Origin of the sequence: Yoonia sp. SS1-5, assembly GCF_038443705.2 — a bacterium.
Taxonomy (GTDB): Bacteria; Pseudomonadota; Alphaproteobacteria; order Rhodobacterales; family Rhodobacteraceae; genus Yoonia; species Yoonia rhodophyticola.
In genome coordinates, this window is the sequence record NZ_CP151767.2 from 3,281,530 (window position 1) to 3,294,864 (window position 13,335).

A 13,335-nucleotide genomic window follows, 5' to 3' on the forward strand; every position below is an offset into this window, starting at 1 on the left:
GGCGATGGCCGATATCACTGCATTGGAAGAACAGATCGCACACCTCACCCGCACGGTTGAGGAATTGTCGGATATTGTTGCGCGTCAGGAAACAGAACTGGCCATCGCGACCCGCCGCCTTGCCATGCTGATGGAACGTGAGGCGACCCGCGAACTGGATGCAGGCGGCACAGTTCCGCTGGCAGATCAGCGGCCACCGCATTGGTGATTTTCGTCGCGTGAGGCCGCACATATTGGCCCGGTAAAAGACCGCCCGCCGGGGCGTTGCCAAAACATTTCCCTTGCCATTCCGCTCAATGAGCCTCACACGCTAGGGTGCAGACGTTACCAACTCGACCCACTGTTTTCCATTTTGGCCGCAGTCTTTCGATATTGCACTGACGACGCCGGGCTGCCGCAACACCGCGGGCAGCGCAAACGAAAAGGAATACACGATGGCGAATGGCACCGTGAAATGGTTCAATACTACCAAAGGCTTCGGCTTTATCGCACCTGATGGTGGCAGCAAGGACGTCTTCGTCCATATCTCTGCTGTCGAGCGTTCGGGCCTGACCGGTCTGGCCGACGACCAAAAGGTCACTTTTGATATCGAGGCCGGTCGTGACGGTCGCGAATCAGCTGTGAACCTCGCGCTGGTTTAAGTCCGACGCGATGAAGCAAGGGGCGCGCAATTTCATGCGCGCCTTTTTTTTGCGCCATTCATCGCTGATTCTATTACAATTCTGCAATTTTCTTGATTTTGTTGCGGCAGATGGCATTCTGAAGCTGCTCCGTTAATCTATCGACCACTGTCTCCTCTGCGGCCCAGTCTTTCGATCACGTTTGACGCGCCGGCCCGCTGCACTCCCGCGAGCGGAGAATTTGAAGGAAGACAAGGACATGGCTTCAGGCACTGTCAAATGGTTCAACACAACAAAAGGCTACGGCTTTATCGCACCTGATGGTGGCAGCAAGGACGTCTTCGTCCATATCTCTGCTGTCGAGCGGTCCGGCCTGACCGGTTTGAAAGACGACCAGAAAGTCAATTTTGATATCGAAGCAGGTCGTGATGGTCGCGAAAGCGCTGTCAATCTGACACTGGCCGACTGACATAGCGATATCGCGAAATGCAAAAGGGCGCCCTTGGTCGGGCGCCCTTTTGCGTTTGTGCGGATCAGGGGGTGTCAGTCCTGCAGCACGAAGGTGATTTTCAGGACAACCCGGTATTCGTCAATCTTGCCGTCATTGACGGTGACTTTTTGGTCGGAAACCCAGGCTCCGGTGATCCCTTTGAGCGTCTTGGATGCCTTTGCGATCCCGTTTTCAACCGCGTCATCAAAGGATTTTGACGAGGATGAGATGATTTCTGTGACTTTTGCGACGGACATGGTGTCGTTCCTCCCGATTTGTTGAGACGCCTACCCTAGCGCTACGGGCTGTCCCAGTCCACATCATCGGCCTTTTCGACAATCAAGGTTCCGTCGGGTAGGGGGCGCATCAAATCCGATGCCGCATCGTCGTCTTCACCAAGCCAAATGTCGATCTGATCTGCGGTCAGGATCACCCCCATTCGGTGGTGAATATCCCGCACATCCGCCGAGGGCGCGCAGGTAATTGTTGCCACCTGATGCACCAGAATGCCGCCCGGTCCGTTCCAGACGTCAAAGATGGCCGCAAAATACAGCATACCGCCATCCTTGCGGGTGATCCGCCATGGTTGTTTGCGCCGCTTTTCGCCGGTCCATTCATACCAGCCATTGGCCGGCACAATTGCCCGCCCGACATCGGCAAAGGCCGATTTGTCAAACACGGTCTCTGACCGCGCGTTGACAATCGTCTCCATCACCGGCCGGCCGCGCGCGTTGACCCGCCCCACGGGGATCATCCCCCATCGCATATGCCGCACCTCATCGGATACGCGCACGATCACCTCTTGCCCGGGCGCGATATTGCGGCGTGGCGGATCGGTGATCCCAAAAACCGGTCCTGTCAGGAAAAACCGGCCGGGCATCTAGTCGACCCCGTCCAGCAGCGCCAGCACCGATGGCCCGAGTGCTGCGACAATTGCGGCCACCCCTTCCTTGTTGGGATGAATGCCATCGGGCTGCATATAGGCCCCAAATTGATCCTGACTACCTGCGGCTGCCCGGATCCCGTCAAAGAAACCGTCATAAAGCGGAATGTCATAGTCCGTGGCAAGATCGGCGTAATTCGCGTCAAACGCCTCTTTGTAAGCCGGTCCGTAATTCCCGCCGGCCTTCAGCCCGACAAGCAGCATGGCCACGCCCGCATCCCGGCCAGCGGCCAGAATACCATCAAGATTGGCCCGACTGACGGCCGGGTCCAGCCCGCGCAGATAATCATTGCCCCCCAAGGTGACGATCATCGCGTCTACGTCATCGGTCAGTGTCCAGGCGACACGCGACAGCCCGCCTGCGGTTGTATCCCCTGACACACCTGCGTTCAGGACCTTTACATCGGCGCCCTGATCATCCAGCCAGGCCTGCAATTGGGGCACGAACCCCTCATCCTGCGCCAGGCCGTACCCCGCTGTCAGACTGTCGCCAAGCGCGGCGATGGTCACAGTTTCGGCATGTGCAGACCCTGCAAGGGCCAAAACACCGATGCTCAGGTTGCGCATCCGGCGCGCAGCCCCATATCCCAGTGAAAGCATCTGCCCAAAGGTCCCGCCTATGACTGACCCCGTTTTGACAATTACAGATGCCAGCCTGTCGCTGGATGGCAATGCAGGGCGCGTCGATATCCTGCACGACATATCATTGGATGTCGCGGGCGGTGAAACCTTGGGTCTGGTAGGGCCAAGTGGATCTGGCAAATCGTCGCTCCTTATGCTGATGGGCGGGCTGGAACAGGCCACATCGGGTAAGATCACCGCACTGGGGCAGGATCTGACCGCAATGAACGAAGACCAGCTGGCCCGCTTTCGCAGGGACAATATGGGGGTGGTTTTCCAATCTTTCCACCTGATCCCCACAATGACCGCGCTTGAGAATGTCGCAACCCCACTGGAATTGGCTGGCGCGCGGGACGCGTTTGATCGGGCAGAGGCTGAATTGCAGGCTGTTGGGCTTGCCGACCGGATGGATCATTACCCCAGCCAGATGTCGGGCGGCGAACAGCAACGCGTCGCACTTGCCCGCGCGTCTGCGCCGCGACCGCGGCTTCTTTTGGCGGATGAACCCACGGGCAATCTGGATGAGACGAATGGTCAGGCGATCATGGACCTGTTGTTTACCTTGCGTGACCGGCACGGCGCGACCCTGATCATGGTGACCCATTCCGGCGCGCTTGCCCGCCGTTGCGACCGGATCGTCAGGTTGCGCGATGGTCGTATCGACACCGGCGTCGTGCGGGCTGCCGAATGAGCCTGCGGATCGCAACCCGTTTTGCGATGCGCGAGCTGCGCGGCGGGCTGCGCGGGTTTCGCGTGTTTCTGGTATGTCTGGCCCTTGGGGTTGCGGCGATTGCCGCCGTGGGCACTGTCCGTGCCGGTATCGAGGCGGGTCTGAAACGGGATGGTGCCGCCCTGCTGGGCGGCGATGCAGAGGTGGAATTCACCTACCGTTTCGCGCGCGAGGACGAGTTGGCGTGGCTGAACAGCATCGCGTCAGATATCTCTGAGACCGTCGATTTCAGGTCCATGGCCGTGGTGCAGCGGGACGATGCGGCCGAGCGCGGTCTGACCCAGATCCGTGCGGTGGATGACGCCTATCCGCTGGTGGGTGCCGTACGCCTTGACCCCAATATGCCGCTGGATGAGGCTTTGGCTGACCATGGCGGGGTCATGGAACGGGTCCTGGCCGACCGGCTGGGCCTGCAACCGGGCGATACGTTTGCATTGGGCGAGCAGGATTTCACCTTGCGCGCGATCCTTGATCGCTACCCGGACAATGCCGCTGGCGGTTTTGGTCTGGGCCCCCGCACGATCGTGCGCACCAGTGATCTTGCGCAATCCGGCCTCTTGCGGGAAGGCACGCTGTTTTCAACGCAATATCGGTTGGATTTGCCCGATGACGCGGATCTGCAGCAGCTTGAGGATAGCGCAGGGGCCCGGTTCCGCGATAGCGGCTTGCGCTGGCGTGACAGTCGCCGGGGCGCCGGTGGCACAGCTGAATTCGTTGACCGGATCGGCGCCTTTTTGATTTTGGTAGGCCTTTCCGGGCTGGCCGTGGGTGGTGTGGGCGTATCAGCCGCCGTGCGCGCCTATCTTGCGGGCAAAACGGGTGTCATCGCGACGCTCAAGACCCTCGGGGCGACCCGCGCTACAATTTTCCAAACCTATTTTGTGCAGGTTGCGGTTCTGACCCTTTTGGGTGTGCTGATCGGGGTCGTTTTGGGGGCCGGTTTACCGCTACTGCTGGCGCCGGTGATAGAGGCACGGCTGCCGATCCCGGCTGTTTTTGCGATCTATCCGGCACCATTGGTCGAGGCGGGCATCTACGGGCTTTTGGCGGCGATGATCTTTACCCTCTGGCCGCTGGCCCGGACCGAAGACATCAAGGCGGCCACCTTGTTTCGCGATGCGTTTTCCGCTGCATCCAATCTTCCCGCACCGCGCTACCTTGTGGCGATGGCTGTGCTGATCGGGCTGCTGCTGGGGGCGGCGATCTGGTTTTCCGGCACAGCATTTCTGACCTTGTGGACGGCTGGCGGGATCGCGGGGTCATTGTTGATACTGGTTGTCGCGGCGTTGATCATACGCTGGGTGGCCAGACGGTTCCGGCGGCCGGCCCGGGGGCGTCCCGCGTTGCGGCTGGCCTTTGGTGCAATCGGCGCGCGGGGGGGGGAGGCCACATCCGTGGTGCTTTCCCTTGGCCTTGGGCTGACCGTTCTGGCCGCCGTCGGTCAGATTGATGGCAACCTGCGCAGCGCCTTTGCCGAAGACCTGCCCGAAGTGGCCCCAAGCTATTTCTTTGTGGATATCCAGCCCGACCAGATCGACGGGTTCCGCAACCGACTGGACACGGATGATGCCGTCAGCCGGGTTGATACAGCGCCAATGCTGCGCGGGATCATCACCCAGATCAATGGGCGGCCTGCCGAGGAAACCGGTGGCGGGCATTGGGTGCTGCAAGGTGATCGCGGCATTACCTATGCCGATCGCCAGCCCGAGGGTACCGAAGTAACCGAAGGCAGTTGGTGGCCTGATGGTTATGACGGCCCGCCGCAGGTCAGTTTTGCCGAAGAAGAGGCCCGCGAAATCGGTTTGCAGTTGGGTGACATGCTGACGGTGAACGTTCTGGGGCGGGACATCACCGCCGAGCTGACCAGCTTTCGCAATGTCAGTTGGGAGGATGCGGGAATCGGGTTTGTGCTTGCCATGAACGAGGCCGCGCTTGCCGGCGCCCCGCATAGCTGGATTTCCACCGTCTATGCCGAACCGGAGGCAGAGGCCGCCATTCTGCGCGATCTGGCGACGGCCTATCCAAATATTACGGCCATCCGAATCCGGGATGCCATAGATCAGGTGATCGAGCTTGTGGGCGGGATTTCTGCCGCCACACGCTATGGCGCCTTGATCACGCTGATCACGGGCTTTCTGGTGCTGATCGGTGCTGCCGCAGCCGGCGAACGTGCCCGCACGTTTGAGGCGGCAGTGCTCAAGACAATCGGGGCCTCGAGGGGGCGTATTCTGACCAGTTTCGCGCTCCGGGCTGCATTGCTGGGGCTGGCAGCCGGGGTTGTGGCCCTTGGGGCGGGCATTCTGGGTGGCTGGGCTGTGTCCACCTATATCATGGAGACATCCTATCAGATCATCTGGGCCAATGCCTTGCTGATCATCGGGGGTGGTGTGCTGGCCTCGCTCTTGGCTGGTCTCGCCTTTGCCTGGCAACCGCTTGCCGCCCGTCCTGCACAGGTGCTAAGAGCCCGCGAATGAACGATCCGGCATTTTTTGGCTATGGCAGCCTGGTAAACCTCGACACGCATGACTATGCCGACCCGCGTCCGGCAAAATTGCATGGATGGCGGCGCGAATGGCGCCATACCGATCTGCGCGATCTGGCGTTTCTGTCGGTCAGGCAGGATGCCGATAGCGTGATTGCGGGCGTGGCAGCCAAGGTGCCCGGCGGTGACTGGTCCTCGCTTGATTTACGAGAAACGGGCTATCGGCGCCACGATGTCACTGATCAGTTGTCGGTAGACGGGCATCGTGCTGTCACGGCTGTTTATCAGGTTGATCCGACCTATGGCGTGCCGCCTGAACCGCAAGGCATTCTGCTTAGCTACCTCGATGTGGTCGTGCAGGGCTTTTACCGTCTTTACGGCGCGTCTGGTGTCAGCGACTTCTTTGCGACGACAGATGGCTGGCAGGCCCCGATTATCGACGACAGGGCCGAACCCCGCTATCCCCGACATCGGATATTATCGGCGGAGGAACGATCACTGGTGGACCGGCACCTGATGCAGGTCGGTGCCTGCTAGTCGCCTATCGCCGATGATGAAACAGGCTGAACAGCCGGGCCTGTCTGGCGAATGGTTCTTCCTTCGGTGTTGTGCCTTGTTGTGACAGGACCCGCAGCGCCAGTAAAAGTGCGATGCCCGCAAAAACGGCCCCGCCCACATATTGCCCGATCAGCACCCCCGGTGCGCCGAACCACGCCGCGCCGACCAGCACAAACGGAATGGTCCCCAAAGTGTGTCGCCCCCAGTTGACGATGGTTGAATAGAACGGATGGCCCAGATTGTTGAAGGCTGCGTTGGTCACAAAGATCACACCGTTGAAAAAGAACATCAGCGACAATGGCCCCGCGAATAAAAAAACAATGGTCAGCGCCATACCATCAAGCTGAAACAGGCTTTGCAACGCGGGTCTGGCCAGAAAAAACAGCCCCGATACAACCAGCACGACGAGGGCGGTGAACATCAGACCTTCGCGAAAGGCTGCTTGTACCCGGTCAGATAAACCTGCTCCTGCATTCTGGCCGATAATCGGCCCGATGGCCCCGGACAGCGCAAAGATAATCCCAAATCCGACCGGCGTCATCCGCGCCACAATGGCCATGCCGGCCACAGCCTCTTCACCGAATTCAGCCATGGCGCGCGTGACATAGGCCTGTCCGATCGGGGTCGCGAGCTGGGTCAGGATCGCGGGAACGGCGATTGCCAGAATAGGCCGCAAATCAATTGTCAGGCTGGCGGCGGTCGGTCTGTCAAAGCCACCATAATGCCGGATGAGTGGCAGCAGGGCGACATAGGCGATTGTCAGTCGCGCCGCGACGCTGGCAAGGGCTGCACCTGTCAGTTCCAGATCAAGTCCGAAAATCAGAATGGGGTCCAGAACCGCGTTGACGACACCGCCCCAAATCGTCGCCATCATCGCGCGGCGCGCATCCCCATGCGCCCGCAGGATCGCACCACCCACCATGCCCACCATCAGGAACGGCAGTGATGGGACAATGATCTGCAGATATTGCACTGCCAGATCAAGCGTCGCACCCGACGCCCCCAGAAGCGAGACAAGAAAGGCGAGGTTCAGCCAGACCAAAAGTGCAAAGATTGCCCCGAATGCAACCCCGTAGATCAGCGCGTTTGTGGCGCGGCGTCGCGCCTCTTCGGCAGCGCCGGCCCCAAGCGCGCGGGCAACAAGCGCACCTGCTGCAATTGCCATGCCAATCCCAAAGGATGTGGTGAAAAACAGCACGGCACCGGCATATCCGACCGCCGCCGCAAGTTCCGCCTTGCCCAGCGTCGAGATGAAAATCATGTCGACAAAATCGACCAGAAAAACCGCCATCAGTCCGACCGACGATGTCAGCGACATCACCGAGATATGACGAAACAGGCTTCCTTGGGTGAATTTGGCCTGCGTGTCTGTCAACTTTTATCCTAACGTGGGTTTGGTCTGCAAAAGTGGCATGACATCGGCCATCTCTGGCCCGCGCTCGCGACCGGTGACGGCCTTGCGCAGCGGCATGAACAGCCCCTTGCCCTTCCGGCCGGTTTCCTCTTTGACGGCTGCGGTCCAGTTTGCCCAAGTGTCCGACGTGTAGGGCGGGCTGTCGAGCAGAAAGAATGCCTTGGCGATGAAATCGCGATCCTCGTCTGCGACCAGCGGCGTCGCCCCATCGCGAAACAGCTGCCACCAGCCCACCACATCATCAAGCCCGTTGATATTGTCGCGGACCACATTCCAGAACGGTGCTGCCAGATCGTCCGGCACGCCAGCCGACGTTAAAACGTCGGCGACGGCGTCGTGGCCCAGTGTCGCCAGATGCCGTGCCGTCAACGGCCCCAGATCAGCGGCGTCAAATTTCGTCGGCGCAGAGCCGAATTTGGACAGGTCGAACCCGGCCACAACCTCATCCACGGATGCCCGCAATTCAACCGGATCGGATGACCCCAGCCGTGCCATCAGCGACAGGATTGCCTCGGGCGCGATCCCCTGCTTGCGCAGGTCCCGCAGCGCCAATGTGCCCAGACGCTTTGACAAAGCCTCGCCCTGTGGTCCTGTCAGCAAGGAGTGATGCGCAAATCGTGGCACCGCACCGCCCAGTGCCGTGATCATCTGGATCTGGGTTGCGGTGTTCGTCACATGGTCAGACCCACGCACGATATCAGTGATCCCCATGTCGATATCATCGACCACCGAGGCCAGAGTATAAAGGATCTGCCCATCGTTCTTGAACAGGACCGGGTCCGACACGGATGCTGCGTCAATCGAGATATCCCCGATAATCCCGTCGGTCCATTCGATCCGCGCATGATCCAGTTTGAACCGCCAGTGTGATCCCCGGTCGGCCCGCAATTTGTCTTTCTCGTCCTCTGAAAGATCAAGCGCTGCCCGGTCATAGACAGGTGGCCTGCCCATATTGAGCTGCTTTTTGCGTTTCAGATCAAGCTCGGTCGGGGTTTCGAAACACTCGTAGAGCCGCCCCAAGTCGATCAGCCTTCGCTTGGCTGCCAGATACTGGTCCATACGCTTGGACTGAAAGGCGATCTTGTCCCAGGTCAGGCCGAGCCAGGTCAGGTCATCCTTGATCCCGTCAATATATTCGGGCTTGGACCGTTCCGCATCGGTGTCGTCAATCCGCAGGACAAATGTGCCGCCGCTCTGCCGGGCGATGCAGTAGTTGAACAATGCGGCCCGCAGGTTGCCGATATGCAGCCAGCCAGTGGGAGAGGGCGCGAATCTGGTGGTGGTCATGGGATCATCCTTTGTTATGCGGCTTTGAGCATGCGGGCGGGCAGATGTCCAGTTTGCGCCCGGTCCGGTGGCCGTTCACGAAACTGTCGGTTGAAGCTGCGGCCTGTCGTACTACCGTTCTGTCCGCAAACACATGAAAGGTTAAACGCATGACCCTGACACGTCGCCAAACGCTCCTGTCCGGAGCCGCCCTGCCGCTTGCCGCTGCCCCGCAAATCGCCCTTGCCGATGGGCATGCGGCGTCAGCGGCCCCGACCCACCGCCACTTTAACCTTGGCGAATTTCAGGTCACCACCTTGCTTGCCGGTCAGCGCAGCGTCGAAAACCCGCACCAGATCTTTGGGTTGAATGTTGATGACGAGACCTTTGAAACCGTCAGCGCCGACAACTTTCTGCCAACTGACGCGGCCCAGTTCTTTTTCACCCCAACGGTGGTGAATACCGGGGCGGAGGTCATTCTGTTTGATACCGGCACCGCCGCTGCCGGGCTGACTGCTGCCCTCGCTGCCGCAGGGTATGCGCCTGATCAGGTCACCCATGTTGTCATCACGCATATGCATGGCGATCATATTGGCGGGCTGACCGACGCCAGTGGCAACGAAACCTTCGCCAACGCGGCCTATGTGACGGGTCAGGTCGAATATGATGCCTGGGCGCAGGCCGAAAATGAAGGGTTCGAGGCCAAGGTCCGCCCGCTGGTTGAAAAGTTCAGTTTCATCGGTGGTGGTGACGCCGTTCGATCAGGCGTGACAGCCGTCGAGGCCTTCGGACACACGCCTGGCCACATGGGGTATATGCTTGAAAGCGGCGGCAAGCAGCTGTTTTTGATGGCCGACGCGGCCAACCATTATGTCTGGTCGGTTGCCTACCCGGATTGGGAGGTTCGGTTCGATATGGATAAGGCTGCCGCCGCCGCGACGCGCAGGACCCTGATGGATATGGCCGCAGCGGACAAATTCCCGGTGATCGGTTATCACATGCCATTCCCCGGCATGGGCTATATCGACACCCGCGGCGAAGGCGGGTTCCACTACGTGCCGCATAGCTATCAGCTACTTTAGGGTCCTGACCCTAGGTCCCGCTGACCGGCCAGCGGGTTTTGAGATCTTCGAGACCCGCGGCCACCAGCTCTTCGACCACTGCCAGATCCACATCGGCCAGCTTGTTGATGTAAAGGCAGCATTTGCCGGTCTTGCACTTCCCCAGCCGGTCCAGAATTGGGCCGAAATCCTGATATCCGGGCATGATATACAAGACCTGATTGGCCTTGCGCGGGCTAAAGCCGGTGGCCTGACACACGCCGGAATGCCCACTTTCATAGGTATAGGCATATTGCCCATAGCCGATGATGGTTGGGCCAAACATCCGTGGTTTCCAGCCGGTCACCCGCTGGAACATCGCATCAAGCGCGCGTGCATCCGCCTGCCGCACCGGATGCGGCACCGCATTCAGGAAATCGGCAACGGAGACGTCGTTAAACTGTGTCTTGTTCTCGGCCATGCGCAAAACATAGCATGGGGCTGGTCTATTGGGAAATCTGCCCGGCCTGCACAAACCGGTTCCACGCATCCTGCACGTAGTTCCGGCTGAAGGAATGACCGCCTTCGAATTGGCAGAACTCCAGAATGTCGCCGGCAGGATTGGTCCGGCCATCGCAGGACAGGCCCGGGCCGGGGCGGGTATAGGTATCCGTAAACCCGCCAAACGCCTGATAGAACCCAAGTGCTTCGGCCACATCGCCTTGCTTGGTGTTGGCAATCTGGCGTCCGCCCAGCGGAACAGTTGTGTCGCGGTCACCATGCATATGGATGATACTTGCAGCGGGATTTGCGCATGTGTCTGGCGGGGTCAGCCAGAAGGTGCCCGAAACCGGGGCAAAACCACCCGCCAGATCAGGCCGTGCGCAGGCGAGGTTCCAGACCAGCATGCCACCGGCCGAAAACCCGGTGATCATGATCTGATCGCGGCCCAACCCGTATTTCGATGCCAGATCATCCACCACAGCGGCAACATAGGCAAAGTTTGCTTGGCCGTCGGCGGCATTGTCACCCGGGGCGTTGGGCAATTGCCAATCATCACCCGGCCCTGCATCCAGCGCGACAAAGGCCAGCCCCATATCTGTAGCCATGCTGCGAAACCGCCCATTGCGCATCGTGCCTGCAGCTGTCCCGCGATACCCATGCGCAAAGAGTATCGCCCCGGTCGGCCCGCCACCTGGCGTATCAATGCGATATGTTCCGCCTGCGACGTTGCAGTCAGTCTCGATACCGCATGCCGCGCCGGCATTTGGCAGAAAGGCAATCAGGGCAATCGAGAGAAGATATCGGGCAAACTGCATCGGGGCCTCATCTGTCTGGTCGGTCCCAATGTCGGCCCGGATCAGCCGGTAGGCAAATCACGAGCCTGTCAGGTGCTGTCGCGCCACCGGTTGGCGATAGGATAGCGCCGGTCCAGCCAGAAGGCACGCTGGGACAGGCGCGGGCCGGGGGCAGACTGGAACCGCTTGTATTCGCTGATATAGATCAGGTGTTCGACCTTCTTGACGATGTCCCGGTCATAGCCGGCGGCCACACATTCAGCGACCGAAAGCTCGTCATCGACCAGCATTTTCAGGATACCGTCGAGGATATCATAAGGCGGCAGGCTGTCTTCATCCTTTTGATCCGGGCGCAGCTCGGCCGACGGGGGTTTGTCGATAATCGCCGTGGGGATGACCTTGCCCGCGGGGCCTTTCATCCAGGGGCGGTGGTTGGCATTACGCCAGCGGCACGTCGCAAAGACGCGGGTCTTGTACATATCCTTGATCGGGTTGTAGCCGCCTGCCATGTCGCCATAGATCGTGGCATAGCCCACGGCGACCTCGGATTTGTTGCCTGTGGTCAGCAGCATTTCGCCAAATTTGTTCGACTGCGCCATCAGCAGCAAGCCGCGCAGGCGGGACTGAATATTCTCTTCGGTCAGATCGGCAGGCAACCCTTCGAACAGGGGGGCCAATGACGCGGTGACGGCATCGCGCGGGCCGGAAATCGGCACTGTGTCATAGCGGCATCCCAGCGCATCTGCAGCGGCCGCCGCATCATCCAGCGACCCTTGCGAGGTGTATTCAGACGGCAGCATCACGCAGCGCACATTCTCGGCGCCGATTGCATCGGTGGCGATTGTGGCCACGATCGCGCTGTCGATACCGCCCGACAGGCCCAGCAGGACCTTGCCAAATCCCGTTTTGCGCAGGTAGTCGCGCAACGCCTCGACCATGACCCGGTAGTCCTGTTCCAGACTGTCGGGCAGGGTTGCCTTGTCGCCGGGCTGTGCTTCCCAGCCCTGCTTGGTCAGCGTGAAATCAACATGTGCAAGCCCGGTTTCAAAGACCGGCATCTGCAAGGCCAGATGACCACCGCGGTTCAGCACAAACGACCCGCCATCGAACATCTGGTCATCCTGACCGCCCACCATGTTCAAATAGACCAAGGGCACGTCATTCTCGACCACCCTTGCGACCATCTTGTTCATGCGGATGGGGAACTTGTCGCGGAAGTAAGGTGACCCGTTGGGGATCACCAGAATTTCGGCGCCGCTTTCGACCATCGCCTCGCAGACATCAGGATACCAGGCGTCTTCGCAGATGGGGCATCCGATCCGGACATCGTTACCAACCGAAACCGGCCCCGCGATATCGGCGCTTTTGAACAGCCGGACTTCATCAAAGACGTTGAAGTTCGGCAGGAAGTGCTTGCGCATGGTCGCGGCGATCTTGCCGCCCTTGAGGATGAAATAGGCGTTATAAAGCCGATCCTCTTCCCAGAGCGGGCCGCCTATACCGATGGCCGGTCCATCCGCGCAATCCAGTGCAAGGGTCCGGATATGCAGCATCGCCTCGGCGCCAAAGGCCGGTCTGCGGATCAGGTCCTGCGCCTGATAGCCGGTGATGAACATCTCGGGCAGTGCAACCATATCGGCGCTGGCGGCCTTTGCTTCGGCCCAGGCGGCGCGAACCTGTGTCGCATTTCCCACAATATCGCCCACAGTCGGATTTAACTGTGCCATCGTCAGTCGATACGTTTTTGTCATAGTTTTGTCCCAAAGCGCTGCCATGCTTTACCAGAATTGGAATTGAGTGAAAGCCGAATGCGGCCTGAACCTGTGAAACGCATGACCTTAAGCGTTGTCAGGATGCAGACCCTGATCTAGGC

The 13,335-nt window shown here is 59.9% G+C and carries 15 protein-coding genes; 7 read left to right on the forward strand and 8 right to left on the reverse strand.

Annotation, left to right across the window (positions count from 1 at the left end; all coding sequences use genetic code 11):
* Positions 1-4: 4 nt before the first annotated feature.
* The 3 genes from AABB31_RS17575 (at position 5) to AABB31_RS17585 (ending at position 1,089) form a co-directional block, all read left to right on the forward strand.
* Positions 5-208: a SlyX family protein gene (locus AABB31_RS17575; RefSeq protein ID WP_342076906.1), complete on the forward strand. Its 204-nt coding sequence runs from the start codon at positions 5-7 to the stop codon at positions 206-208.
* Positions 209-434: 226 nt separating this feature from the next.
* The gene (locus tag AABB31_RS17580) at positions 435-641 is read left to right on the forward strand and encodes a cold-shock protein (RefSeq protein ID WP_342076905.1); all 207 of its coding nucleotides are present in this window, start codon (positions 435-437) and stop codon (positions 639-641) included.
* A 238-nt stretch (positions 642-879) separates the two neighbouring features.
* The gene (locus tag AABB31_RS17585) at positions 880-1,089 is read left to right on the forward strand and encodes a cold-shock protein (RefSeq protein ID WP_055291916.1); all 210 of its coding nucleotides are present in this window, start codon (positions 880-882) and stop codon (positions 1,087-1,089) included.
* Between the two features lie 74 nt (positions 1,090-1,163).
* On the opposite strand, the gene AABB31_RS17590 is transcribed toward AABB31_RS17585, so the two are convergent.
* From AABB31_RS17590 to AABB31_RS17600, 3 genes are read right to left on the reverse strand one after another with little or no spacing between them, the layout of a single operon-like run.
* Positions 1,164-1,367, reverse strand: a complete 204-nt coding sequence (locus AABB31_RS17590) for a dodecin family protein (protein WP_342076904.1) — start codon at positions 1,365-1,367, stop codon at positions 1,164-1,166.
* A gap of 41 nt (positions 1,368-1,408) precedes the next feature.
* Positions 1,409-1,990: an SOS response-associated peptidase gene (locus AABB31_RS17595; RefSeq protein ID WP_342076903.1), complete on the reverse strand. Its 582-nt coding sequence runs from the start codon at positions 1,988-1,990 to the stop codon at positions 1,409-1,411.
* Positions 1,991-2,653: an arylesterase gene (locus AABB31_RS17600; protein WP_342076902.1), complete on the reverse strand. Its 663-nt coding sequence runs from the start codon at positions 2,651-2,653 to the stop codon at positions 1,991-1,993. It abuts the gene before it with no gap.
* Between the two features lie 19 nt (positions 2,654-2,672).
* Here AABB31_RS17600 and AABB31_RS17605 point away from each other — a divergent pair, with 19 nt between their 5' ends.
* From AABB31_RS17605 to AABB31_RS17615, 3 genes are read left to right on the forward strand one after another with little or no spacing between them, the layout of a single operon-like run.
* Positions 2,673-3,365 (forward strand): ABC transporter ATP-binding protein, encoded by a 693-nt coding sequence (locus AABB31_RS17605; protein ID WP_342076901.1) that lies wholly within the window; start codon positions 2,673-2,675, stop codon positions 3,363-3,365.
* Positions 3,362-5,878, forward strand: a complete 2,517-nt coding sequence (locus AABB31_RS17610) for an ABC transporter permease (RefSeq protein ID WP_373635083.1) — start codon at positions 3,362-3,364, stop codon at positions 5,876-5,878. Before AABB31_RS17605 ends, AABB31_RS17610 begins: the two co-directional genes overlap by 4 nt.
* Positions 5,875-6,423, forward strand: a complete 549-nt coding sequence (locus AABB31_RS17615) for a gamma-glutamylcyclotransferase (protein ID WP_342076899.1) — start codon at positions 5,875-5,877, stop codon at positions 6,421-6,423. The genes AABB31_RS17610 and AABB31_RS17615 overlap by 4 nt, the downstream gene beginning before the upstream one ends.
* Positions 6,424-6,427: 4 nt before the next feature.
* On the opposite strand, the gene AABB31_RS17620 is transcribed toward AABB31_RS17615, so the two are convergent.
* Positions 6,428-7,762: an MATE family efflux transporter gene (locus AABB31_RS17620; RefSeq protein ID WP_373635814.1), complete on the reverse strand. Its 1,335-nt coding sequence runs from the start codon at positions 7,760-7,762 to the stop codon at positions 6,428-6,430.
* Positions 7,763-7,822: 60 nt separating this feature from the next.
* Positions 7,823-9,145 (reverse strand): glutamate--tRNA ligase, encoded by a 1,323-nt coding sequence (gene gltX / locus AABB31_RS17625; protein ID WP_342076897.1) that lies wholly within the window; start codon positions 9,143-9,145, stop codon positions 7,823-7,825.
* Positions 9,146-9,294: 149 nt separating this feature from the next.
* On the opposite strand from gltX, the gene AABB31_RS17630 reads away from it, so the two are divergent.
* Positions 9,295-10,206, forward strand: a complete 912-nt coding sequence (locus AABB31_RS17630; protein ID WP_342076896.1) for an MBL fold metallo-hydrolase — start codon at positions 9,295-9,297, stop codon at positions 10,204-10,206.
* Between the two features lie 10 nt (positions 10,207-10,216).
* On the opposite strand, the gene AABB31_RS17635 is transcribed toward AABB31_RS17630, so the two are convergent.
* From AABB31_RS17635 to AABB31_RS17645, 3 genes are all read right to left on the reverse strand, one after another.
* Positions 10,217-10,645 (reverse strand): DUF1801 domain-containing protein, encoded by a 429-nt coding sequence (locus AABB31_RS17635; protein WP_342076895.1) that lies wholly within the window; start codon positions 10,643-10,645, stop codon positions 10,217-10,219.
* 25 nt (positions 10,646-10,670) lie between these two features.
* Entirely contained in the window at positions 10,671-11,483 is an 813-nt protein-coding gene (locus AABB31_RS17640; RefSeq protein ID WP_342076894.1) for a dienelactone hydrolase family protein, read from the reverse strand.
* A gap of 68 nt (positions 11,484-11,551) precedes the next feature.
* A complete protein-coding gene (locus AABB31_RS17645) occupies positions 11,552-13,213 on the reverse strand; it encodes an NAD+ synthase (protein ID WP_373635085.1) in 1,662 nt (553 codons plus the stop codon).
* Positions 13,214-13,335: the final 122 nt, after the last annotated feature.

Excerpts from the sequence above, each read along its gene's own strand:
- AABB31_RS17585 (WP_055291916.1), top strand. The coding sequence starts at position 880 with ATGGCTTCAGGCACTGTCAAATGGTTCAACACAACAAAAGGCTACGGC.
- AABB31_RS17610 (WP_373635083.1), top strand. The coding sequence starts at position 3,362 with ATGAGCCTGCGGATCGCAACCCGTTTTGCGATGCGCGAGCTGCGCGGC.
- AABB31_RS17645 (WP_373635085.1), bottom strand. The coding sequence starts at position 13,213 with ATGACAAAAACGTATCGACTGACGATGGCACAGTTAAATCCGACTGTG.
- AABB31_RS17635 (WP_342076895.1), bottom strand. The coding sequence starts at position 10,645 with ATGGCCGAGAACAAGACACAGTTTAACGACGTCTCCGTTGCCGATTTC.
- gltX (WP_342076897.1), bottom strand. The coding sequence starts at position 9,145 with ATGACCACCACCAGATTCGCGCCCTCTCCCACTGGCTGGCTGCATATC.
- AABB31_RS17640 (WP_342076894.1), bottom strand. The coding sequence starts at position 11,483 with ATGCAGTTTGCCCGATATCTTCTCTCGATTGCCCTGATTGCCTTTCTG.
- AABB31_RS17580 (WP_342076905.1), top strand. The coding sequence starts at position 435 with ATGGCGAATGGCACCGTGAAATGGTTCAATACTACCAAAGGCTTCGGC.
- AABB31_RS17615 (WP_342076899.1), top strand. The coding sequence starts at position 5,875 with ATGAACGATCCGGCATTTTTTGGCTATGGCAGCCTGGTAAACCTCGAC.
- AABB31_RS17605 (WP_342076901.1), top strand. The coding sequence starts at position 2,673 with ATGACTGACCCCGTTTTGACAATTACAGATGCCAGCCTGTCGCTGGAT.
- AABB31_RS17575 (WP_342076906.1), top strand. The coding sequence starts at position 5 with ATGGCCGATATCACTGCATTGGAAGAACAGATCGCACACCTCACCCGC.
- AABB31_RS17590 (WP_342076904.1), bottom strand. The coding sequence starts at position 1,367 with ATGTCCGTCGCAAAAGTCACAGAAATCATCTCATCCTCGTCAAAATCC.
- AABB31_RS17620 (WP_373635814.1), bottom strand. The coding sequence starts at position 7,762 with ATGTCGCTGACATCGTCGGTCGGACTGATGGCGGTTTTTCTGGTCGAT.
- AABB31_RS17630 (WP_342076896.1), top strand. The coding sequence starts at position 9,295 with ATGACCCTGACACGTCGCCAAACGCTCCTGTCCGGAGCCGCCCTGCCG.
- AABB31_RS17600 (WP_342076902.1), bottom strand. The coding sequence starts at position 2,653 with ATGCTTTCACTGGGATATGGGGCTGCGCGCCGGATGCGCAACCTGAGC.
- AABB31_RS17595 (WP_342076903.1), bottom strand. The coding sequence starts at position 1,990 with ATGCCCGGCCGGTTTTTCCTGACAGGACCGGTTTTTGGGATCACCGAT.